The sequence below is a fragment of the Pseudomonas sp. NY15374 genome (assembly GCF_048068255.1).
GTDB lineage: Bacteria > Pseudomonadota > Gammaproteobacteria > Pseudomonadales > Pseudomonadaceae > Aquipseudomonas > Aquipseudomonas machongensis.
Window position 1 is genome coordinate 571,900 of record NZ_JBLUPZ010000001.1, and the last position, 20,025, is coordinate 591,924.

Here is a 20,025-nt window from a genome sequence, read left to right on the forward strand (position 1 = left end):
GCCGGTCAGAACGTCGCCTTCACCTGCAGCCCGACGACCAGTGCGTTGTCGATCGCTTCGCCGGAGAAGGCGCCCGGCTCGATGATGTACTGCACATCCGGGCGCAGGTTCAGCCACGGCGTGGCCTGGTAGCCATAGCTGAGTTCGATCAGTTGCTCGGCGCTGTCCAGGCCGGGGAAGTCACGCCCGGCATCCAGCGCGGTGGTTTCCAGCAACTGACGGCTGCGCGGATTCGGCACCGCCCGCCCGTAGCCCAGCGCCAGGGTGTCGCGCGGTCGTCCTTCGAAGGGCTTGTACAGCACCACACCGGCGCCATACCAGCGAGTGAAGGGCGAGGCGGCCTTGCTCGACGCTGAATATTGGCCGAACGCATGCAGGCTGCGACCCGCAGAGGCTGGGTCGTTCCACAACGCCTGGTCGACCAGCAGGTAATGGCCACTGCGTCCGGCCACGTCCTGGTCGCTGCCGATGCGCTTCACGTTGGAGCTGTCGTAGTAGTAGCCCAGCTTGTACTCGCCCGGCCGTTCGCCCTGCACCTTGTAGACCAGCTCCACAGGCACCACGGTGCCGGTACTGTGCTTGGGCCCCAGGTGCCAGGCGCGGCTGGAGTTGCCGTTGCTCTGCGGATCGACGTTGAAGGCCGCCACGCGCAGTTGCCAGGAGGGCGAGAGATCGTATTTGACCCGGGCGCCGAGGTGCGCGTTGGGGTAGTTGGTCCAGCCGCTGCCACCGGACATGTTCAGCGGGTGGCCGCAGAAGCCGGCATTCATGAAATTGCACAGGATGCCGCTGTCCAGGCCGCCGAGGTCGTTGCCCATCGCCATGTAGCCGAGCTTGAGGTTCAAGGCCGGAGTGAACAGGCTGCGCTCGTAGCTCAGTTCGGTGAGGCGGGTATACAGGCCGCCGTAGTTCTCCTGGATCGGCAGACGGTTGCCGACCAGGTCTTCAGAGGCGCTGTTGCCACGACGGTCGTTGACGGTGAGCTGGACCTTGCCGCCGTTGTCCAGGCCATACAGTTTCGACAGGTCGAACTGCACGCCGAACTTGAGGTTCTGCGAGTAACGCGCCGAGCGGTGCAGGCCACCGTGGGCGTTGTAGGCGGTCTCGCCGCTGTAGTCGCCGGTGATGTGGATGCCGTCTTCTTCCAGTTGCTGGCGCAGGCCGCCCCAGTCACCGGTCAGGGTGTTGTCGGCGGCGAGCGAAGCGGTGCTGGTCAGGGCGAAGACAAGAGGGGTTAAGCGAAAAGCGGGGGACATTGCAGGGTCTCGGATGGTCTGTGAGGGCCCCTTCGCGTGCAGGCCGCAGCGACTTGCACGCGAAGGGAGCAACGCGGTCTATGGCAAGGCGTACGAAATCACATAGTCGCCACGGTCAGTCGACTGTCGCGCGCCACCGGCGGTGATCACCACGTACTGCTTGCCGGTCTTGGGCGATACGTAGGTCATCGGCCCGCCCTGGCTGCCGACCGGCAGGCGCGCCTTCCAGATCTCGTTGCCGTTGCTGCTGTCGTAGGCACGCAGGTAGAAATCCTGGGTGCCGGCGATGAACACCAGGCCGCCTTGGGTGGACAGGGTGCCGCCCAGCGTCGGCAGGCCGATCTTGATCGGCAGGTGCATGCGGATACCCAGGGGGCCGGTGTCCTCGACGGTGCCGACCGGCACCTGCCAGGCGATCTGCCGGGTCTTCATGTCGATCGCGGTGAGGGTACCGAACGGCGGCGCCTGGCAGGGGATGCCGGCCACCGACAGGAAGCGGTTCTTGTTCACCGCGTAAGGCGTGCCCTTGAGCGGCACGGCACCCATGCCAGTGTTCAGCGCCTCGCCACCGGAGGCTGCCTGGCCACTGTTCTGCGAAGGGATCATCTGGATCCACAGGCCCAGGCGCATGTCGTTGACGAAAATGAAGCCGTGCACCGGATCAGTCGAAAGGCTGCCCCAGTTCATGCCGCCCAGCGAGCCGGGGAAGCTCAGCGACAGGTCAGTGCCGGGGGCGGTGTACAGGCCGTCGTAGCGCATCTTCTTGAAGTCGATGCGGCACAGCAGTTGATCGTACGGGGTGGCACCCCACATGTCCGACTCGGTCAGGGTCTGCGCGCCGATCTGCGGCATGCCGACGGATTTGGGCTGGGTCGGCGAGTAGGGCTCGTTGGGGATGTTGCTCGGCTTGACCGGTACTTCATCGACCTGGGTCAGCGGTGTACCGGTGGCGCGGTCGAGCACGTAGATCTGCCCGGCCTTGGTGCCGATCACGACTGCCGGCACCGTGCTGCCGTCGTCCTTGGTGAAGTCGATCAGGCTTGGCTGCATCGGCAGGTCGAAGTCCCAGAGATCGTTGTGCACGGTCTGGTAGACCCACTTCTGGTTGCCGGTGGTGGCGTCCAGGGCCAGCACCGAGGCACCGTAGGTGTGGTCGAGCTTGCTGCGCTCCACGCCGTAGATGTCGGTGGAGGAGGAGCCCATCGGCAGGAACACCGTGTTCATCGCCGGATCGTACGACATCGGCGCCCAGCTGTTGGGGGTGCTGCGCACGTAGGTGCTACCGTCGGCGGGGGCGTTGCGGTCCTGCGGATTGCCCGGATCGAAGGCCCAGCGCATCTGCCCGGTCATCACATCGAAGCCGCGCAGTACGCCGCCGGGCATGTCGGTCTGGACGTTGTCGGCGACCCGCCCGCCGACCACCACAGTGGTGCCAGCCATCAGTGGCGCCGAGGAAAGCTGGTAGTAGGAATCCGGGACGTCACCCAGGCCGGCCTTCAGATCGACCTGGCCGTTGTTGCCGAAGCCTTCGCAGAAGGCGCCGGTGTCGGCATCCACCGCGATCAGGCGACCGTCGATGGTGTTGGTCAGCAAGCGGCGCTGGCAGTTGGCGCCCGCCGGCAGCGCGGCAACGGTGATCGGCGAACTGTCCGGTTGGGTCGGCTGGACGATTGGCGCGGTGGCATCGAAGTAGGCCAGGCCACGGCAGCGCTGCCAGACCTTGGATTGCGCGTTGATGGCGTTTTTCCAGAGCTCCTTGCCGGTGTCGGCATCCAGGGCGATCAGGTTGTTGTGCGGGGTGCAGATGAACACCTTGTCGCCGACCTGCAGCGGGGTGAGCTGGTCTTCGGCGCCATTGCCGTCGCTGATCGCGACATCACCGGTGTGGTAGGTCCAGGCCACCTTGAGCTTGTCGACGTTGGCGCGGTTGATCTGGTCCAGCGCGGCGAAGCGGCTGCCGCCTTCGGTGTTGCCGTAGTGCGCCCAGTCCTTCTGCTCTTTGCCCGGCTCCACGGCGGTCAGGCCAGGGCCGTTGCCGGTCGGTGCGACGCTGGGGTGAGCGACGAACATATTGCCTGCGGCGATGGCCAGTACCACTGCCAGTGCTGCAGCCAAAGCATAGGCGCGTCGGCCGCTACTGCCGCCGTTGGCACGCACCAACAGGGGATAGACCAGCGTGACCACCAGGCCGATGGCGCCGAACATGAACAGTCGCGAGAACAGCGGCCAGAACACCAGGCCTGCATCGGCCAGCGCCCAGATAACGGTGCCGAGCAGGAACACGGCGTAGAGCCATGCGCCGGCAGGCTTGCGACGGGCGATGAGAAGGCCGGCGATGGCCATCGCCAGGCCGCCGATCAAGAAGTACCAGGAACCGCCCAGGCCGACCAGCTTGACGCCGCCTGCGGCCAGGAGCAGACCGAGCAGGGCGATGATCACGCCCAACCCGACCAGGAGGAATGTGGAGGCGCCAGAAGCGCGGGGTGTGTCGTTCATGCCAGGGATCTCGCAGGTGGAATGCGTGAAGTCTAAGCCCTTAGCAAGCTAATTAACAAGTTAGTACATTTTATTGGGTGACGGATTGTCGCAGGCGGCTAACAGCGTATTTCCGGGAATTCTCACGAAAATTGCGACTAAATGTAGCCAAATGGAGGTGAACAGCATTACTTGCGCATGCGACCAATGTCGTATGCGCAAGGTCGCGCTACGTCGAAATCAGCGCTTGAGTTCGTGTTGCTTGCGGTAGGCACCCGGTTGCATGCCGATCGCTTTTGCGAATGCTCGGGTGAAGGCCGCCACGGATTGATAGCCCGCCTGGGCGCCGACCTGTTCCACGGTATTGCCTGCGCGCAGCAACTGGCAGGCATGGCGCATGCGCAAGGCCAGCAGCACCTGGCCCGGCGACTGCCCGGCGAGTTCGTTGAAACGCTTGAAGAACGCCGAACGCGAAAGTCCGGTGCAGGCCGCCATGCTCTCCAGCGACCAGCTCTGGCCCGGGTCTTCGATCAGGCGTTCGAGCAGGCCGGCAAAGGCCGGCTGGCGGGCGAGGGCGATCAGCCCGCCCAGCGATTGGCCGCCATTTGCCTGCTGGCGCAGCACATAGAGGAACAGCAGGTGGGTCAGGCGTTCGAGCAACGTCTGCGACGGTGTCGGCTGGCGGCGGCACTCTTCCAGGATCAGCTCGAACAGTGCTCGCGCGGCGCTGCCAGCCGGATCGTTGGCCCGCAGCAGGATCCAGTCGGCCAGCCCTTCGACGATCAGCGATGACAGCCCCGACTGGAACTGGAAGAACCCGCACACCAGGCCCACGCCGTCCCCAGCGTCGAGGTCCAGCGGCTGCATGGTGCGCCGCGGCTGGGCGCAGGCATCGACGGGGTCTGCGTCGCTGGAGAGCCTGTAGGCCAGGTCGCGCAGCAGAAACACCGCATCACCGCTGTCCAGGCGGATCGGCTCCGGTTGCCCGTCGATGTGCAGCCAGCAGTGCCCCTGAACCACCAGGTGGAAGCTGGCCCGGCCCATGCCCTGGGTGCTGGCGTGCCAGCCGCCGCAGTAGCGGCCGACGTGAAAGAGGCTGGCGTCGAGCTCCAGGCCCTCTAATAACCAATCGACAAGGTGGCAGGACGAAATCATCTAATGCAAAGACTCAGGAGCAAGGAAAGGCGACTGATGAATATGGATGCTATTTCTTATAACCAACAGACTGTATGGACACACATCAAAGGAGACTACTCCATGTCCTCGCGCATTACTCTACACACTCTGCAGAGCGCCCCGGAAGCGGCACGTCCCTTCCTTGAAAACGCCCAGAAGAATTCCGGCTTCATCCCCAACCTGCTGGGCATTCTCGCCAACGCCCCGGCGGCCCTGGAAACCTACGTCACGGTTTCGGCCCTCAACGGCAAGTCCGAACTGACCCTGGCCGAGCGCGAAGTGGTGCAACTGATCGCCGCCACCCAGCACGGTTGCGACTTCTGCGTTGCCGGCCACACCGCAGTGGCCCTGAACAAGGCCAAGCTGCCGCAGGAGGTGGTCGATGCCCTGCGTGCGCGTGGCGAGCTGCCTGATGCGCGCTACGAAACCCTGGCCGAGTTCGCCCGTGAAGTCATCGCCACCCGCGGCAATGTCAGCGATGCCACCTACCAGGCCTTCCGCAATGCAGGTTTCAGCGAAGGCAATGCCCTGGAAGTGATTCTGGGCGTGAGTCTCGCAACCCTGTGCAACTTTGCTAATGTGTTCGCCCAGACGCCGCTCAACGACGAGTTGAGCAAGTACCGCTGGCAGCCTTCGGCGTAATCCACGCCTGGTGCCGGCGCGCCGGCGTTTTCAAAGGAGTAGGGACATGCTTGATTCTGCATTTCGACAATGGCTGGATGCCAATGCCGAGGCAATCGACCAGGGCCAGTGCGACCCGCACCTGGTGCTGGCCCATATCGCCGAGTCGCAGTTGCTGCGGGTTGGCGTCGATCCGGCACTTGGTGGCTCGGGCGGTGACGTCACCGACGCCGTGGAGGCCATCGCCGCCATCGCCAGCCGCTCGCTGGCCTCGGCCTTCGTCTGCTGGGGACAGCGGGCCTTCATCGAATACCTGCTGCACAGCCCCAACCAGGCCTTGCGCGAGCGGTTGCTGCCAGACCTGCTGACCGGCGAACTGGCCGGCGCCACCGGCTTGTCCAATGCCATGAAGTTCCTCTCCGGTATCGAGGCCCTGCAAGTGCAGGCGCGTACCGAGGGCGAGGGCTGGACCCTTGAAGGCCGCCTGCACTGGGTGACCAACCTGCGCAAGAGTGGCTTCGTGGTAGCGGCGGCGATCGAGGCTGAAGCGGGCCAGGCACCTTTCGTGATGGCGATCCCGTCCAGCAGTCAGGGCGTTGAGCGTTCCGACGACCTGCAACTGATGGGCCTGCAGTCGAGCAGCACCGCCGCGCTGGCGTTCCACCAGGTCGCCCTGGACCGGACCTGGCTGCTGCACGAGAACGCCCGCGAGTTCCTGCCTCGGGTGCGGCCGGCATTCCTGGCGCTGCAGTGCGGCATGTCCATCGGCCTGACCCGTCGCGCCCTGGATGAAGTGCGCGAACACCTGCAAGGGCGCGGTTCGTTCCTCGCCGAAGCGGAACAGGTGTTGCGCGAGCGTCTGGAGAATACCGTCGGCGAGCTCAAGCAGGGTCTGCTCGACGGGCGTTTCCTCAACCAGCCCGCGGCACTGTTCAAGCTGCGCATCACCCTGGCCGAAAGCGCCGCCGATGCGGTGCAGATGGAGCTTCAGGCCAGCGGCGGCAAGGCTTATCTCACTGCCTATGGCGAAGGCTTCGCCCGGCGTTGGCGCGAGTCGGCCTTCGTGCCGATCGTCACGCCGAGCCTGGTGCAACTGCGCGCCGAACTGCAACGCCAGGCGGCGAACGTATGACCGACGTGTTGCTCGAAGCCCGCGCCATCAGCCTGGGTTACCCCCGCGAGGGCGGCTGGCAGGCGGTGCTGGAACAGTTCGACCTCAAGCTGTCGCCGGGCGAAGTGGTGACCATCCTCGGCCCCAGCGGTGTCGGCAAGTCCAGCCTGCTCCGCGTGCTGGCCGGTCTGCAGCAGCCTGGTGGCGGTGCGGTGTCCCTGCACGGCGAGCCCCTGCAGGGGCCGCACCCGCGTCTGGCCGTTGCCTTCCAGGATCCAAGCCTGCTGCCCTGGCTGAGCCTTGAAAAGAACGTTGCCTTTGGCCTCGACTTCGCCCGTCAGCCTGCGCTGGCGGCGGCCGAGCGTCGTGCCCGGATCGACCACGCCATCGAGGCAGTGGGCCTGAACCATGCGCGCAGCCAGTACCCGGCGCAGCTGTCGGGCGGCATGGCCCAGCGCACGGCACTGGCCCGTTGCCTGGCGCGCCAGCCCGAAGTGCTGCTGCTGGACGAGCCCTTCGGTGCTCTCGACGAAGTGACCCGCGCGGACATGCAGCAACTGCTGCTGCAACTGATCGCCACCCACAACACCGCGGCGGTGCTGATCACCCACGATATCGACGAAGCCCTGCTGTTGTCCGATCGCGTGCTGCTACTGGGCAACCACCCGGCGCGCACCCTCGGGCAATGGCACATCGACCTGCCGCAGCCGCGCGCGCAGCGGGTCGAGGAGCTGGGCGCGCTGCGCATCGAGATCCTGAAAACCCTACGGCAGGCGAGCCGCCCCACCTCAACATCTTCTTCCCCCCTGTCGTCGGAGCCTGCCCATGTGCATGGATGATTGCTGCTCTTCCACGTCGCGTCGCGATTTCATCAAGCTCAGCGCCATGCTCACTGCCGCCGGCGCCTTGCCGATGCTGTCGAGCCTGCAGGCGCGCGCTGCCGCCGAGCCGGACGCGCCGGTGCGCATAGGCTACCTGCCGATCACCGACGCCACGCCCTTGCTGGTGGCGCACAACAATGGCCTGTTCGAGGCCGAAGGCATCAAGGCCGAGCGTCCGGTGCTGCTGCGCAGCTGGGCGCAGGTGATCGAAGCGTTCATCTCCGGCCAGGTCAACGTGATTCACCTGCTGTCACCGATGACGGTCTGGGCCCGCTATGGCAGCAAGGTGCCGGCCAAGGTCGTGGCCTGGAACCACGTCGGCGGCTCGGGCCTGACCGTTGCGCCGGACATCACCGACATGAAACAGCTCGGTGGCAAGACCGTCGCCATTCCGTTCTGGTACTCGATCCACAACGTGGTGCTGCAACAGATGCTCAGTGAAAACGGACTGACGCCTGTGTCCAAGCCTGCCAACGCGCAACTGGCGGCCAACGAGGTCAACCTGCTGGTACTGCCGCCTTCGGACATGCCGCCAGCGCTCGCCAGCAAGCGCATCGCCGGCTACATCGTCGCCGAACCCTTCAATGCCCTGGCCGAGAATCTCAAGGTCGGGCGCGTGCAGCGCTTCACCGGCGATGTCTGGCGCAACCATGCATGCTGCGTGGTGTTCATGCACGAGCATGACCTGAACAATCGTCCGGAGTGGTCGCAGAAGGTGGTCAACGCCATCGTCAAGGCGCAGCAATGGACCCGCGATCACCGCGCCGAGGCCGCGGCGTTGCTGTCCAAGGCCGGTCCCAACAAATACACCCCGCACGAGCCTGCGGTGTTGACCAAGGTCCTGGCGCCTTCGGCCGAAGACCGCGCCGGCTACATCGCCAGCGGTGCGATCCAGCATCAGCAGTGGGACGAAAAGCGCATCGACTTCCAGCCGTACCCGTTCCCCAGCTACACCGAGGAGCTGGTCAAGCGCTTGAAGAACACCCTGATCGAGGGCGAGAGCGGCTTCCTCGCCGGGCTGGATCCGGCGCAGACCGCGCGCGACCTGGTGGACGACCGCTTCGTGCGCAACGCCATCGCCGCCGTGGGTGGCCCGTCGGTGTTCGGCATCGCCGACAACTTCGAGCGTAGCGAGGAGTTCGCGGTCTGATGCGCAAGCATGTCGTACATGGCGCCCTGGGCCTTGCCGGGCTGGCGGTGCTGTTGCTGTTGTGGTGGGCGGGGGTGCAGGTGTTCGGCGAGGCCGACGGCCTGTCGGCGCGTTTCTCGCCCCAGGCGACGCTGGAGAGCCTGGTCGAGTTGCTGGGCCATGGCGAGGTCTACGGGCACATCTGGGTGAGTCTCAAGCGTATTCTCATCGGCCTGCTGTTGGCGCTGCTGATCGGTGTGCCGCTGGGTTTGCTGGTGGGCAGCTACCGGCATCTGGAGGCGGCGACCACGCCGGCGTTCCAGTTCCTGCGGATGATCTCGCCGCTGTCGTGGATGCCGGTGGTGGTGATGCTGATGGGGGTGGGCGATCAGCCGATCTACTTCCTCCTGGCGTTCGCCGCGCTGTGGCCGATCCTGCTCAACACCGCCGCAGGCGTGCGTCAGCTCGACCCGCGCTGGTTGCAGCTGTCGCGCAGCTTGAGTGCCACGCGCTGGGAAACCCTGTGCAAGGTGATCATCCCGGGGGTGATCGGCCATGTGCTGACCGGCGTGCGCTTGGCGATCGGCATCCTGTGGATCGTGCTGGTGCCGTGCGAGATGCTCGGGGTCAGCGCGGGCCTTGGGTACTTCATCCTCGACACCCGTGACCGCCTGGCCTATTCGGAGCTGATGGCGATGGTGCTGCTGATCGGTGTGCTGGGCTTCATGCTGGATGCCCTGGCGCGCGGGCTGCATCGGCGCTGGGTGCATGCCTGAGGTGTTGCTGGCGCCCGCAGGGTGGGCGCCGCACACCGGGCAGCGCCCCACCTGTGGCGGCGCTGACGGTCAGCCCGTGACGCGGGCCTGGCGCCGCCGCACTTCTTCTCGCACCGCCGGAATCACCCAGCGTCCATAGTCCACGGTGTCGTACAGCGGGTCGTAGCCACGGTTGAGGAAGGTGGTCACGCCCAGGTCGACATAGTCGAGCAGGGCCTGCGCCACGGTTTCCGGGGTGCCGACCAGCGCGGTGGTGTCGCCATAGGCACCGACTGCGGTCGCGGTCGGCATCCACAGTGCACGATCATGCCGGTCTGCACGTGCTGCAGCGGCGAGCAGGCGCTCGGAGCCGGTGCCCTTGATGCGCTTGCTCCAGGGGCTGTCGGCGGCGAACTGTGGGTTGGCCTTGATCTGCGCCAGGATCTGCTCCGCTCTCTGCCAGGCCAGCTCCTCGGTGGCGCCGAGGATCAGGCGTACCGACAGGCTTACCCGCGGCGCCGCCACCCCGGCGCTGCTGGCGGCCGCCTTGAGCTTGGCGATCTGCTCGGCCACGCCACTCAACGGCTCGCCCCACAGGGCGTAGAGGTCGGCGTGCTTGACCGCGATCTGGTAGGCGATGTCCGACGAGCCGCCGAACGAGATCGGGATGTGCGGCTGTTGCAGCGGCTTGACCGGCGAGAACGCGCCCTTGATGTTGAAGTAGCGCCCCTCGAAATCGAACGGCGCTTCGGCGGTCCAGGTGCGGCGGACGATTTCCAGGTATTCGTCGGTGCGCTGGTAGCGTTCGGTCTTGTCCAGCAGGGTGTCGCCTTCCTGGGGTTCGGCGGTGATCCCGGTAATCGCGTGCAGGCGGATACGCCCGCCGCCGGTGGTGTGGTCGAGGGTGGCGAAGGCGCGCGCCGCCACGGTCGGGGCGGTGAGGGCCGGGCGGTGGGCGATCATGAAGCCCAGGCGCTCGGTGTGCGCGGCGGCGTAGGCGGCGATCTGCAAGCTGTCGGCGCTGCCGGGGCCGCTGGCGATCAGCACCCGGTCGAACCCGGCGTGCTCGTGGGCGCGGGCATGATGACGAATGAACGGCAGGTCGAAGTCGGGCGTGCGTACGCCGCGGGTCTCGGACCACTGGCGGGGAAAGATCATACCGACGAATTCGATGGACATGGCAAAGCCTCCCGGGTGTGGGGTTGAGGGTCAGAACTGGTAATCGACCTGTGCCAGCAGGGTTCGGCCCGGCATGGGTTGCAGGAAGGTGTTGATGGAGCCGGCCAGGCCGCTGACGAAATTCAGCTCGTCGGTGACGTTGAGCATGCGCAGCGTCACCCCCCACTGCGGCTGGCGGTAGTACACGGCCAGGTCGAGGTTGTATTCGTCGGGCACTTTCACCGTCTTGCTCAGGTTCAGGTACCAGCTGCTGGTCCACCAGCCGGACAGCTCCACGCCAAAGCCTGAGTCGAAGCGATAGTCCACATAGCCCCCGGCGTTGTACTCGGGGATCTGCACGGCATCGAACTTGCCCGAGGGGCGCTGGTTGAGGCTGTTGTTGTCGCCGAACACGGTGCCGTTGTCGGGAATGAATCCGGCAGAGGCGAAGCCGGCCTGGCTGGTGAACTCGTTGTAGGCGCTGATGCGGCTGAGATTGAGGCCACCGCGCAGGTGTTCGTCCTGGTAGCGCAGCGTCGCTTCCAGGCCTTTGACGATCAGCCGGGCGATGTTGTTGTTGCTGTCCGGCGCCTGGTCGCGGGCCTGGCGATAGGCCGCCAGGGTCAGGAACAACTGGTCGGGCACGGCTTCGACCTTCAGCCCAAGCTCGTGCAATACGCTCAGGCTCTGGAACGCCAGGGGGTTGAGCTGGTTGGCGCCGGTGCCGCTGCCCCAGCCCAGGCCGTTGGTGAAGAAACCGGTGTTGACCGCCAGCGAGCGGTCGAAGGTGTAGTACAGGGTGCTGTTGTCGGTGGGCTTGACGTAGGGGCTGACCTGGACCGAGAACAACCGGTAGTTGTTTGCGTCCTTGCGCTGGCTGGCGCCATTGACCACGAAGGGGTTCTCGATGCGTGCGTCGATCCAGCTGCGGCTGGCGCCGATGTTCAGGCCTGCACGTTCGCCCAGGCGCAGGTTGTGCTGGCTGAACAGGGTCTTGGTGGCCCAGGTGCTGTCGGCGGTATACGGCGCGATGGATTCGGCGTACAGGCCATGCCCGGCCGGGTACATGGCCGGCAGGTTGAGCCAGCCGTAGAGGTTGGAGAACTGCGCCACACCGGGCTGGCCGATCCAGGCCGCGTTGCCGCCGGCGGGGTTGCGACCGGCGAGGCCGAGCAGGTCGCCTGGGTTTTTCAGGCGCGGGTCCTGGGTCAGGTCGTAGGCGTTGATGGTCGAGCCGAAGCTGTTGTTGGCGGCGATCGACTGGTTCGATTCGCGGCGATAGATCAGGCCGCTGTTGCTGTCGTCGACCAGGGTCAGGCCGCCGAGCTGCCATTGCCCGCGGGCACGGAACTCGAAGCGGTTGTCGAAGATGTCGTCCTTGCCCTGGACCTGGAAGGCGCCTACCGCATCGGTGGTGTCGGTGGAGTGCTGGTAGAAGGTGCTGTTGGCCAGGGTAATCGACGGTGTCAGCTCTCCTTCGATGCGCAGTTGCGTGGTGAAGCGTCTTGAGCGGTTCTCATCCTGGGCGCGCTGGCCGGTCTGCGACGACAGCGAGGTCAGGCCGTTGCCTTCCAGCGACGGGTCGTAGACCCAGCCGCGCAGGCTGCCGGGGTTGGCCTGGGTGTTGGGCGACGCGCCCTGGAAGCTGCCGTTGACCACCGAATACTGCCCTTGGGCATTGCGCTGGCGTTGCACCCAGCCCAGCACCTGGGCGTCGCTGGCACCGGAGGACAGCACCGGCGACCACAGCGTATTGCCGTTCTGGATGATCGGTGTGGCGCGGCCGGCGTAGTACTTGCCGTGGTCGACCAGGTCCTGGGTGGCGCGGTTCCAGCCGTGGGTGATGTTGTAGTCGTAGTAGTCGTCGTAGGCGGCGTTCCAGTCCACGCGCACATGGTCGTTGCGAAAGGCCAGGGCGCCGTAGAAGGCGTCGAAGTTGTTCTCGACGTTGTCGTAGAAGTCTTCCTGGCGCTGGCGGGTGATGCTGACCCGGTAGGCGAGGTTGTCGCTGATCGGGCCGGTGTTGTCGATGCTGAATTTGGTCGCATCGCGCGATTCGCCGTCGGGGATCCAGCTGCCGATTTCGCCGGAGAGTTTGGTGCGAAAACGTTCGAAGTCAGGCTTCTTGCTCAGGTAGTTGACGTAGCCACCGCTGCCGCTGACCGAGCCGTAGGTGACCGACGAGGGGCCGGCCACGATGTCGGCGCCTTCATAGGCGTTGAAGTTGGCAGGGTGGCGTACGCCATAGGCGCGCTGGCCGTCCTGGAACACTTCGCTGTTCTGGCCGCGCATCTGCGGGGCGATACCGGCGTTCTGGCCGCCGCCGCGGGTGATGCCGGGGGCGTACTTGACCAGGTCGTCGGCACTGCGGATCGGGTCGCGAGCCAGTTGCTCGGCGTTGACCTGGGTGACCGAACGTGGGGTGTCGAGCACCTTGGCTTCGAGGCCGCCGTAGATCGATGAGGGTGGGCGAGTGGGCAGGGCGTCGTCGTCGGGTTGTTCGGCCTGGACGGTGACGGTTTGCAGGACCGTGTCGTCGGCCAGCAACGGGGTGCTGGCCAGGGCCAGCAGGGCGAATGCAGGGTGCAGGGCTGCGCGGGGCATGGAGTGGGCCTCGTTCGGGTAGGGTGGAATGGAGGTGGGGCGCAGCCGCGCCTGCGGTTGTTTTTGGGGTTATGTGGGGGGTGTGCCGGCCCTATCGCGGGACAAGTCGGCGCGCCAAACCGCCGCTCCCATATGTACCCTGTGGTCTGGGAAATCGGTGAGGTACCGGTGGGAGCGGGCTTGTCCCGCGATAGGGCCGGCAAAGGCAGCGCGTGATCATGACTTGAGCCATAAACTTTCGAACCGCCAGGTACTGAACAGCGAGCGCTCCGGCTGCGCCCCGCCGACGCGGTTGCTGACGCTGTCGAGCAGGTCGGCGTAACCCCAGATCAGCATCCCGCCGCGCTGGTACTGGATCTCTTGCGCGCGGTGCACCAGCACTTTGCGCTTCTCCAGGTCCGGCTGGGCCATGGCGGCGAGAAACGCCTCGCTGAATTGCGCGTCGTGGAAGTGGGTCTTGTTGGCCACCGCAAACGGCGCATCGGTATGGATGGCGCTGGCCAGGAACGGCGCACCGATGCTGCCCCCGGTGCTCAAGGTCCAGTCGTCGCGCTGCGGCCCCTGGAACGTTGCCAGGTCAACCTGGCGCACCTTGAGGGTGACGCCGATGCGTTTGGCCTGCTCGGCCAGTACCAGCGCCGAGGCGAGTCCCGGCCCGGGTGTGGTCACCAGCTCCACCTCCAGCTGTTCGTGGCCTGCCTCGCGCAGCAACTGCGCGGCCCGCTGCGGGTCGTGCGGCCGCGGGCCGAGGGCGTTGTTGAAGGTTGGGTCGAAGGGGGCGTACAGGTCATTCGCCACGCGACCCTGACCGTTCAGCGCACGGCGTACCAGCTCCTCACGGTCAGCCAGCAGGCGGAAGGCCTCGCGTACCCGTGGGTCGTCGAACGGCGCCTTGGCGGTGTTCATGTCGAACGACAGCCAGTTGCCACTCACCGACTTGAGCAGGGTCAGCCGCGGGTCGGCCTGCAGCACCTGCAGGTGCTCGGTGGACATGATGTTGGCCATGTCGATCTGCCCGGCGCGCAGGGCCGCCAGGCGCCCGGTCTGATCCTTGAAGTCGATGATCTCCAACTCGTCGGCATAAGGCTTGTTCGGCTTGAAGTAGTTGTCGAAACGGGTGAACAGCGAGCGTTGCCCAGGGGTAAAACTCTTGAGCTTGAACGGCCCGGCGCCGACTGGATTGCTGACCGGATGGTAGTCCACCGGCACGATGCCGCCGAAATTGACCCAGGTCTCGGGCAGCGGCAGGTAGCTACGGCCTTCGCGAAAACGCAGGCGCACAGTGCGCTCGTCGAGCTTCTCCAGATGGTCACGATCGACCCAGTGCAGCAGCGCTGCATAGGGCGAGGCCAGTTGCGGATCGGTGAGGCGGCGGATGGAGAAGATCAGGTCGTCGGCATCGATGGTCTTGCCATGGTGGAACTCCAGGCCCTGCTTCAGGCGCAGGGTCCAGCCGCTGGCATCGGCGTTGGGCTCGGCGAACTCGGCCAGGGCCAGGCGCGGCTGCATCTGCTCGTCCCATTCCCACAGTTTGCTGTACAGCGCAAAGCCTCGCACGATGCCGCTGCCGATGGGCTTGTGGGCGTCGAGGTTGCCGCTCTGGTTGCCGTCGATGATACCCAGGCGCAGGCGCCCGCCGTGGCGTGGCTGGTCGGCGACTGCGGTGGCCGGGCTGTCGCTGGGGCCGCAACCGACCAGCAGCCCGCCCGCCAGCACGCCGGTATGGCCGAGGAAGCTGCGCCGGCTCAGGGGGTAACCGTCCCTGGTCATGGGCTCAGGCTCCGTTGGCCGCGTGCAGTTGCACGGGCGTTTCAGGCAGGCGGGCAAGGGCGGCGCGCTCGCCACGGAAGTGCGGCAGGATGTGCTCGCCGATCCGATAGGCCTCTTCCAGGTGCGGGTAGCCGGCGAGGAAGAACAGGTCGATGCCGATGGCGTTGTACTCGCGGATCCGCGCCACCACGTTCTCGTAGCTGCCGACCAGGGCGCAGCCGGGTGGGATGCCGATGTAGCCGAAGCCGGTCCAGACATTGGGATGGATGAAGAAGTCGTCGATGCCGGGGGTATCGCCCTTGTCGGTAAAGCCTTGCTCGTAGCTGAGCTTGCGTGCCGTGCGCAGGCCAGCGTGGGCGGCCCTGGCCTTGACCGCGCCCTTGGCGATGCCTTCGTCGAAGAAGCGCTGCGCCTCGGCGCGGGCCAGGGTCTCGGTCTCGCGGGCGATCACATCGATCGACAGGCCGAAGCGGATGTCGTTGCGTCCGTACTTCAATGCGCGGGCGCGGATGTCGGCGATCAGCGCGGCGATTTCGTCCGGGTGCTCGGCGCGCATCAGGTAGAAGTCGGCATGCTTGGCGGCGAACTCACGCGCCGCGACCGACGAGCCGGCGGTGCAGATCAGCGGCAACTCGGCCTTCTTCAGCGGTCCGCGCAGGCCACCGCCGTCGGCGTGGTAGTACTTCCCGTCGTAGTGGAACTGCTCGTTGTGCCAGTAACCCCTGACGACATCCATGAACTCGGTGGCGCGCGCATAACGGTCATCGTGGCTTTCGTAGTCGCCGACCTGGCGCTGGATCGCGTCCGAGCCGCCGTTGATGATGTTCCAGACCAGGCGGTTGCCGGTGGCTCGCTGGTAGGTCGCCGCCTGCTGCACCGCGACCCAGGGCGTGTAGTGATAGGGCTGGAAGGCCGTGACGAACTTCAGTGTCCGGGTCTCGCGGGCCAGCAGCGAGCACACCGTCCAGGGCTCCTCGCCGCTGGGGGCGTTGACCATCAGCGCGCCGCCGAAGCCGTTGATCTCGGCGGCGCGGGCCACCTGGCCGAGGTAGTCGATGTAGGTGAAGTGATCACCCACGGCGAACCCCGATACCGCGCCGGTGCTCGGCCCGCCCGGGTGCCAGTCGCCGCGGTTGCGGCTGTCGCCGGGAAGAAACTGGGTTTCGCCATGCAGTGGCAGGCGGGTGAAGAACTCGATGCTCATGTCGGGCCTCCTTTACTGGACTGTCGGTTTGCAGATCGGGGTGATGGGTTCGCCGTTGATGACTTTGTGGGCGAAGGGGATCGAATCCTTGAGCGAGGCGTTGACGGTCTCGCTGTGGCCCAGGCCCTTGTACAGGTGGCCTTCGACGATGGAGCCGGCGTCGCAGGCGTCCTGCATCAGCTTGGCCTGGCTGGCGGCGGTGGGGGTCTGGTCCTCGGCGCCGGTGCCGATGAAGATCGGCTGCGCCAGCTTCAGCGTCGGGTAGGAGACCTGCGCCAGCCATGGCTTGAGCTTGTCGCCCTGGTAGTCCTTCTTGGAGTTGGCGGTGGTAAGGCCGGTGCCGACCACGTCGCTGACCAACGATGACAGGCAGCTGCTGCGGGCCTGCTCGAACAGTGGCAGCGCCTTGTCGGTGTAGTGATCGCGAGGGTCGATGCTCGGGTCGTACTGCTGCGCGGCGAGCAAGGTGTAGAAGCCATAGGCCAGGGATGGGTCGACCTTGTTGTTGTCCCGTTCACCGACGTTCTTCGAGCCGACGGTGTAGATCACTCCGGTGCCGATGCTGCCCCTGACGCCCAGCTCCGGCGCGTAGGTGGCGGCATAGGCGCCTGCGGCGAAGGCACCGGCGCCGCCCTGGGACTGGCCGACGATCAGCACCTTGTCGGCCAGGCCCGGCACGCCGTGCACCACGGCACGCGCGGCGTCGAGGATGCCGTAGGCCGCGGTGCGGTTGTTCAGCAATGGGTGACCACCGGGCACGCCCAACCCTTGGTAGTCGGTGGCGACGATGGCGAAGCCCTCCTTGAGCCAGCGGTCGAGGTATTGCACGTCACGGTAGGAGCGCCCGGCCCAGGACGGCGCGCAGATGTCGGCGACGCCGACCGTGCCGTGGCCCCAGCTCAGCACCGGCCAACCGCCGGCGGGAGCCTTGCCCTTGGGGATGAACAGCGCCCCGGAAACCACGACCGGGGTCTTGCCGTCGCGTCCGTCCAGCGAGCTGTAGAGAATCCGCTGGGCGCTGGCGGCGCTGGGCAGGCTCAGCGTCTGCTCCAGCGGCTCGCTGCGTAGCAGCTTGCCGGGGGCGGCGGGGATCACTTCGCTCCAGCTGTAGAACGCCGAGACACGGCCGTCGCCTTGCTGCGGGTCGGGCTTGGGGGCGTAGGTCGGGGCGGCCAGGGCGCTGATCGAAAAGGCCAGGGCGCTAAGGCTGAAGACGAGGGTGGCAGGCAGTTTCATGGACGGGTCTCTTTTCGGAAATTCAGGGTTGTTTGCTCAATTGCGTGGCGACCGCAGGCCAGTAGCCGGTGAGCTGCAGGTCTTGCAGGGCCTGGCGGGTGAAGTGGGTGGCGAGGTCGTGGCGAATGTCGTAGGGCGTGCGGATCAGCCGGTTCTCCAGGGCGTAGCGGGCCAGGGCCTGGTAATGGGCTTCGAGCTGGGCGTCGGTCTTCGGTGCCCAGCGGTCTTTCCAGGCCACCGGGTCGTCCTGGTCATCGCGGCGCAGCACGCTTTCGGCAATGCCGGCGCGAGAGGAGAGCTTGTAGTAGGCGTCGCGGTTCTCTGCCTGGGAGATCCACCAGGCGGCCTTGACCCAGGCAGTGGCGACCAGTTGGGTGAGGTCGGGGTGCTGCTCGACGAACAGGTCGGTGCCGAACAGGTCGGAGACCAGGCGCCAGTCGTTGGCGCCTTGCTTGGTCGACCAGAGAATGCGCGCCACGCCTTTGTCTTCCAGGGCATAGGCTTCGTTGAGCAGCACGGCGGCATCGACCTTGCCGGCGGACACCGCGGCGGCGCCAACCTGCGGGTTGAGGTTGGCGATCTTGAAGTCGGTCAGGCTCAGGCCCTGGCTGTGCAGGAAATTGCTGAAGGCGAACTCCCACGGACGGCCACGGTGCAGGGCCAGGCGCTTGCCCTTGAGGTCCTGGATGCTGCGCACTGGCGAGTCGGCGGGCACGACGAGATAGATGTTGTTGCCGCTGCCACCGGGCACGACCAGCTTGCCCGGCACACCACCGGCACCGGCGATCACGGTCGGCAGGTCGCCGCGCACGGCGAAGTCCAGGCTGTTGTTGCTGAAGCCCTCGTTGATCTGCGGGCCGGCGCCGGCGTGGGGCAGGGCGACCCATTCGAGCTTGACGCCGCGCTCGGCCAGTTGTTGTGCCAGCCAGCCCTCTTCGATGACCCGGCCAGGGATGCCGCCGAATACCGGCGCGCCGCCCTGGGTGAAGGCGACGATGGCGATGCGCACGGCGGGCGGGGCTTCGGCGGCGACGGTGGAGAAGCTCAGTAGCAGGCCGGTGAGCAGGGCCAGGGCGTGACGCCAGGGGTTGTTCATATGCGGCTCCAGGAGGTGGTGGTGGGGTCGGGGCTGCGGTGCAGCCCATCGCGGGGCAAGCCCGCTCCCACAGGTACCGCGCGGTTCTCAGGACCTGCGCTGAACCTGTGGGAGCGGGCTTGCCCCGCGATGGCCGCACAGCGGCCCCAACCACCAACAGGGTGTTACCTCCCCTTGAGCGAAATGCATGCCAGCACCGACCCGGATCCGCTCCAGCCCCGGTGGCACTAGGCCTTCAGGCCCTAGACCCAGAGCCCTCGCGATGGCCTGGGTGCTGATCCCTGCGCAGGCCATTGCTGGCCCGTTGCTGCTCCAGCAGCAATCGAGGTGCTGATTTTTTCAATATGTCAATTTCGAATATATAAATATTTATTAATAATTTTTGGGTCTAAATTTATTCGTGCACTATGAGGGCGCGCTTCAACTGCCAGGAATGCATCATGTCGCTGATCACTCACCCCAATGCTCGAGAGCTGACCAAGTCGGTACGTGCCACCGTGCTCGTCTTCAAGGACCCACGCTCGCAGGAGCTGCTCAGCCGCATCGAGCGCCTGGCCCCGAGCGAGGCCAACACCCTGATCATCGGCGAGACCGGCACCGGCAAGGAGCTGGTTGCCCGCCACATCCATTACCTGAGCCGCCGTGGCCGTGAGCCGTTCGTAGCGGTCAACTGCGGCGCTTTTGCAGAAACCCTGGTGGAGAGCGAACTGTTCGGCCACGAAAAGGGTGCCTTCACCGGCGCAACCTCGAACAAGGCCGGCTGGTTCGAGGCCGCCAATGGCGGCACGCTGTTTCTGGATGAAATCGGTGACCTGCCGTTGAACATGCAGGTCAAGCTGCTGCGCGTACTGCAGGAGCGCGAGGTTGTGCGCCTGGGCTCACGCACGCCGATCCCGATCAACGTGCGGCTGGTGGCGGCGACCAACGTCAACCTGGCCGACGCGGTGGTGGCCGGGCATTTTCGCGAGGACCTGTTCTACCGTCTGCACGTGGCGACCATCCGCCTGCCGCCACTGCGCGAGCGACCTGGGGATATCCTGCCGCTGGCCGAATTCTTCATCGAGGAGCACTGCCGACGCCTGGGCTATGACCGCGCGTCACTGAGTCTCGAGGCTGAGCGCAAGCTGCTGGCGCATAGCTGGCCTGGCAACATCCGCGAGCTGGAAAACGCCATCCATCATGCGTTGCTGGTGTGCAGGCAGCAGGTGGTGGCACCGCAGGACCTGCACCTGGTGGACATGCGCCCGCAGGCGGTGTTGCCGGGAGAAGTGGCCGTGACGGCGGGATTGCCAGTAACGGCAGCGGCGCCGGTGAGCCTGGAAAGCGCACTGCTGGCACTGTTCGAGCAGAACGTGCCGAACCTGTACGAGCATATCGAGGAGACGGTGTTTCGCGCGGCCTACCGCTACTGCCATGGCAACCAGTTGCAGACTGGGCGTTTGCTCAATATCAGCCGCAACATCGTGCGGGCGCGGTTGGAGAAGATCGGTGAGCTGGGGAAAGTGGGCGCAGGGTGAAACAGGGGTATCGGCACAGGCTGCGAGGCCTGTGCC

At 66.0% G+C, this 20,025-nt stretch carries 15 protein-coding genes; 6 read left to right on the forward strand and 9 right to left on the reverse strand.

Going from position 1 to position 20,025, the window contains the following annotated elements:
- Nucleotides 1–5: 5 nt before the first annotated feature.
- From ACNFHO_RS02875 to ACNFHO_RS02885, 3 genes are all read right to left on the reverse strand, one after another.
- Nucleotides 6–1,256, reverse strand: a complete 1,251-nt coding sequence (locus tag ACNFHO_RS02875) for a carbohydrate porin (protein WP_063545113.1) — start codon at nt 1,254–1,256, stop codon at nt 6–8.
- Nucleotides 1,257–1,334: 78 nt separating this feature from the next.
- Entirely contained in the window at nt 1,335–3,752 is a 2,418-nt protein-coding gene (locus ACNFHO_RS02880) for a glucose/quinate/shikimate family membrane-bound PQQ-dependent dehydrogenase (protein ID WP_416765139.1), read from the reverse strand.
- 219 nt (nt 3,753–3,971) lie between these two features.
- The gene (locus ACNFHO_RS02885; RefSeq protein ID WP_416765141.1) at nt 3,972–4,886 is read right to left on the reverse strand and encodes an AraC family transcriptional regulator; all 915 of its coding nucleotides are present in this window, start codon (nt 4,884–4,886) and stop codon (nt 3,972–3,974) included.
- Nucleotides 4,887–4,988: 102 nt separating this feature from the next.
- Between ACNFHO_RS02885 and ACNFHO_RS02890 the strand changes: the two genes are divergently transcribed.
- The 5 genes from ACNFHO_RS02890 to ACNFHO_RS02910 are packed head-to-tail and all read left to right on the forward strand — an operon-like array spanning nt 4,989 to nt 9,425.
- Nucleotides 4,989–5,549, forward strand: coding sequence for a carboxymuconolactone decarboxylase family protein (locus ACNFHO_RS02890; protein WP_063545110.1), 561 nt, complete (start codon nt 4,989–4,991; stop codon nt 5,547–5,549).
- Nucleotides 5,550–5,595: 46 nt separating this feature from the next.
- The gene (locus tag ACNFHO_RS02895; RefSeq protein ID WP_416765143.1) at nt 5,596–6,660 is read left to right on the forward strand and encodes an acyl-CoA dehydrogenase family protein; all 1,065 of its coding nucleotides are present in this window, start codon (nt 5,596–5,598) and stop codon (nt 6,658–6,660) included.
- The gene (locus ACNFHO_RS02900; RefSeq protein ID WP_054890849.1) at nt 6,657–7,478 is read left to right on the forward strand and encodes an ABC transporter ATP-binding protein; all 822 of its coding nucleotides are present in this window, start codon (nt 6,657–6,659) and stop codon (nt 7,476–7,478) included. The genes ACNFHO_RS02895 and ACNFHO_RS02900 overlap by 4 nt, the downstream gene beginning before the upstream one ends.
- Entirely contained in the window at nt 7,465–8,670 is a 1,206-nt protein-coding gene (locus ACNFHO_RS02905) for an ABC transporter substrate-binding protein (protein WP_416765145.1), read from the forward strand. The genes ACNFHO_RS02900 and ACNFHO_RS02905 overlap by 14 nt, the downstream gene beginning before the upstream one ends.
- Entirely contained in the window at nt 8,670–9,425 is a 756-nt protein-coding gene (locus tag ACNFHO_RS02910; RefSeq protein ID WP_054890847.1) for an ABC transporter permease, read from the forward strand. The genes ACNFHO_RS02905 and ACNFHO_RS02910 overlap by 1 nt, the downstream gene beginning before the upstream one ends.
- 69 nt (nt 9,426–9,494) lie before the next feature.
- Here the strand turns inward: ACNFHO_RS02910 and ACNFHO_RS02915 are convergent, their stop codons facing one another.
- The 6 genes from ACNFHO_RS02915 to ACNFHO_RS02940 all read right to left on the reverse strand — a co-directional run bounded on the left by ACNFHO_RS02915 (nt 9,495) and on the right by ACNFHO_RS02940 (nt 18,472).
- Nucleotides 9,495–10,583 (reverse strand): LLM class flavin-dependent oxidoreductase, encoded by a 1,089-nt coding sequence (locus tag ACNFHO_RS02915; RefSeq protein ID WP_054890846.1) that lies wholly within the window; start codon nt 10,581–10,583, stop codon nt 9,495–9,497.
- A gap of 30 nt (nt 10,584–10,613) precedes the next feature.
- Nucleotides 10,614–13,166 (reverse strand): TonB-dependent receptor plug domain-containing protein, encoded by a 2,553-nt coding sequence (locus tag ACNFHO_RS02920; protein WP_416765146.1) that lies wholly within the window; start codon nt 13,164–13,166, stop codon nt 10,614–10,616.
- 216 nt (nt 13,167–13,382) lie between these two features.
- Entirely contained in the window at nt 13,383–14,936 is a 1,554-nt protein-coding gene (locus ACNFHO_RS02925) for an ABC transporter substrate-binding protein (protein ID WP_416765148.1), read from the reverse strand.
- A gap of 4 nt (nt 14,937–14,940) precedes the next feature.
- Nucleotides 14,941–16,140, reverse strand: coding sequence for an LLM class flavin-dependent oxidoreductase (locus ACNFHO_RS02930; protein ID WP_065862716.1), 1,200 nt, complete (start codon nt 16,138–16,140; stop codon nt 14,941–14,943).
- 12 nt (nt 16,141–16,152) lie between these two features.
- Nucleotides 16,153–17,376 (reverse strand): lipase family protein, encoded by a 1,224-nt coding sequence (locus tag ACNFHO_RS02935; protein WP_063545105.1) that lies wholly within the window; start codon nt 17,374–17,376, stop codon nt 16,153–16,155.
- Nucleotides 17,377–17,398: 22 nt separating this feature from the next.
- Complete coding sequence (locus ACNFHO_RS02940; protein WP_416765150.1) at nt 17,399–18,472, reverse strand: ABC transporter substrate-binding protein; 1,074 nt, start codon at nt 18,470–18,472, stop codon at nt 17,399–17,401.
- Between the two features lie 440 nt (nt 18,473–18,912).
- Here ACNFHO_RS02940 and ACNFHO_RS02945 point away from each other — a divergent pair, with 440 nt between their 5' ends.
- The gene (locus ACNFHO_RS02945; protein ID WP_416765151.1) at nt 18,913–19,989 is read left to right on the forward strand and encodes a sigma-54 interaction domain-containing protein; all 1,077 of its coding nucleotides are present in this window, start codon (nt 18,913–18,915) and stop codon (nt 19,987–19,989) included.
- Nucleotides 19,990–20,025: the final 36 nt, after the last annotated feature.

Excerpts from the sequence above, each read along its gene's own strand:
- ACNFHO_RS02875 (WP_063545113.1), bottom strand. The coding sequence starts at position 1,256 with ATGTCCCCCGCTTTTCGCTTAACCCCTCTTGTCTTCGCCCTGACCAGC.
- ACNFHO_RS02880 (WP_416765139.1), bottom strand. The coding sequence starts at position 3,752 with ATGAACGACACACCCCGCGCTTCTGGCGCCTCCACATTCCTCCTGGTC.
- ACNFHO_RS02885 (WP_416765141.1), bottom strand. The coding sequence starts at position 4,886 with ATGATTTCGTCCTGCCACCTTGTCGATTGGTTATTAGAGGGCCTGGAG.
- ACNFHO_RS02890 (WP_063545110.1), top strand. The coding sequence starts at position 4,989 with ATGTCCTCGCGCATTACTCTACACACTCTGCAGAGCGCCCCGGAAGCG.
- ACNFHO_RS02895 (WP_416765143.1), top strand. The coding sequence starts at position 5,596 with ATGCTTGATTCTGCATTTCGACAATGGCTGGATGCCAATGCCGAGGCA.
- ACNFHO_RS02900 (WP_054890849.1), top strand. The coding sequence starts at position 6,657 with ATGACCGACGTGTTGCTCGAAGCCCGCGCCATCAGCCTGGGTTACCCC.
- ACNFHO_RS02905 (WP_416765145.1), top strand. The coding sequence starts at position 7,465 with ATGTGCATGGATGATTGCTGCTCTTCCACGTCGCGTCGCGATTTCATC.
- ACNFHO_RS02910 (WP_054890847.1), top strand. The coding sequence starts at position 8,670 with ATGCGCAAGCATGTCGTACATGGCGCCCTGGGCCTTGCCGGGCTGGCG.
- ACNFHO_RS02915 (WP_054890846.1), bottom strand. The coding sequence starts at position 10,583 with ATGTCCATCGAATTCGTCGGTATGATCTTTCCCCGCCAGTGGTCCGAG.
- ACNFHO_RS02920 (WP_416765146.1), bottom strand. The coding sequence starts at position 13,166 with ATGCCCCGCGCAGCCCTGCACCCTGCATTCGCCCTGCTGGCCCTGGCC.
- ACNFHO_RS02925 (WP_416765148.1), bottom strand. The coding sequence starts at position 14,936 with ATGACCAGGGACGGTTACCCCCTGAGCCGGCGCAGCTTCCTCGGCCAT.
- ACNFHO_RS02930 (WP_065862716.1), bottom strand. The coding sequence starts at position 16,140 with ATGAGCATCGAGTTCTTCACCCGCCTGCCACTGCATGGCGAAACCCAG.
- ACNFHO_RS02935 (WP_063545105.1), bottom strand. The coding sequence starts at position 17,376 with ATGAAACTGCCTGCCACCCTCGTCTTCAGCCTTAGCGCCCTGGCCTTT.
- ACNFHO_RS02940 (WP_416765150.1), bottom strand. The coding sequence starts at position 18,472 with ATGAACAACCCCTGGCGTCACGCCCTGGCCCTGCTCACCGGCCTGCTA.
- ACNFHO_RS02945 (WP_416765151.1), top strand. The coding sequence starts at position 18,913 with ATGTCGCTGATCACTCACCCCAATGCTCGAGAGCTGACCAAGTCGGTA.